The organism is Pseudomonas spelaei (genome assembly GCF_009724245.1).
GTDB lineage: Bacteria > Pseudomonadota > Gammaproteobacteria > Pseudomonadales > Pseudomonadaceae > Aquipseudomonas > Aquipseudomonas spelaei.
Map to the genome: position 1 here is coordinate 1 of NZ_WNNK01000075.1, position 639 is coordinate 639.

1 protein-coding gene is annotated in these 639 nt (G+C 46.3%); it reads right to left on the minus strand.

Annotated features, from left to right (window positions below; translation table 11 throughout):
- A partial coding sequence (locus tag GNF76_RS29420; RefSeq protein ID WP_178123650.1) for a fimbrial protein occupies window positions 1-639 on the minus strand: 639 nt, incomplete at both ends.

Below are 639 nucleotides of genomic sequence, written 5' to 3' on the forward strand. Positions count from 1 at the left end.
GTGTTGTCGAGGATCTGCACCGCAACGCCAATGGCCGAGGAATCCTTGGATAAGGCAATAACCGAAGAAGTCGTATCGAGAATTTCAGTGGTGGGATCAAGGCGGTACTTAACGCCATTGATCCCCTCGGGGCAGGCATTTAGTGCAATATTGAAGGCTTTGGGTATTAGACGGCTACCCACGCCCCTAAAGCCCGAGCTTTTCTGATCCCCCATCGACACCACAATGTTTGGGGTAGTGCATGTTGACTCGGTCACCACGATCTTTTGACCAAGCGCCAAAATTGTATCTGTTAGCGAACCCATTTTAGATTCTAAAATATTACCCGCGGGTATTTCTGCGCCAGCTAGGACAGGACCCACTTTGATTATTTCAAAACCATTTGAGCTGCCATTCACGGTTAAATATTTACTAGTGTAACTTTCAGAAATAGGAAATGAGATCCCGTAGGCTGCCTCGGAGTGACTGGCAGCTTTATAACGCGATTTAAAGGCAAGCCCTGAATTTCCAATTGGGTAGACTCTACTCCCAACAGACTGTGTACCGACGAGGTTACGTACACCTGTATTTATCACCCCGTCGCATGTATAGTTTTTTGATGTTAGTATCATCATTGGCGATGTATAGACTTTCGTTCCA